This window comes from Flavobacterium sp. GNP010 (genome assembly GCF_056428945.1).
This window is the reverse complement of sequence record NZ_JBWJVK010000137.1, coordinates 1-519: the sequence shown is the minus strand read 5'-3', so window position 1 is coordinate 519 and position 519 is coordinate 1. Positions and strand designations below refer to the sequence as shown.

General features: G+C 40.8%; 1 protein-coding gene. It reads left to right on the top strand.

Annotated elements, in window-relative coordinates; all coding sequences use genetic code 11:
• A partial coding sequence (locus AC061C_RS15880; RefSeq protein ID WP_478291980.1) for an HYR-like domain-containing protein occupies positions 1-519 on the top strand: 519 nt, incomplete at both ends.

Below are 519 nucleotides of genomic sequence, written 5' to 3'. Positions count from 1 at the left end.
TTACCATTCAAGATACAACAGCGCCTACTTGGTCAACCGCTGCTACTGCTTTAAATACTACTGTTGAATGCAGTAATGCTAAAGCATTAGCCACAGCTCAAGCAACTTTCCCTATTGCTACTGATTTGTGCGATGCTACTGTTACTAATATCAGCAAAGTAAGTGGTGCTTTTGTAGCCTCTGAATCTTGTGCGAATGCAGGAACGTACACCAACACTTGGACTGTAGCTGATGATTGTGGAAATACTTCTGAAGTCTTTACTCAAATCATTACCATTCAAGATACAACAGCGCCTACTTGGTCAACCGCTGATACTGCTTTAAATACTACTGTTGAATGTAGTAATGCTGAAGCACTAGCCACAGCTCAAACAGCTTTCCCTATCGCTACTGATTTATGTGATGCTACTGTTACAAATATCAGCAAAGTAAGCGGTGCTTTTGTAGCGTCTGAATCTTGTGCTAATGCAGGAACTTATACCAACACTTGGACTGTAGCAGATGATTGTGGAAATACTT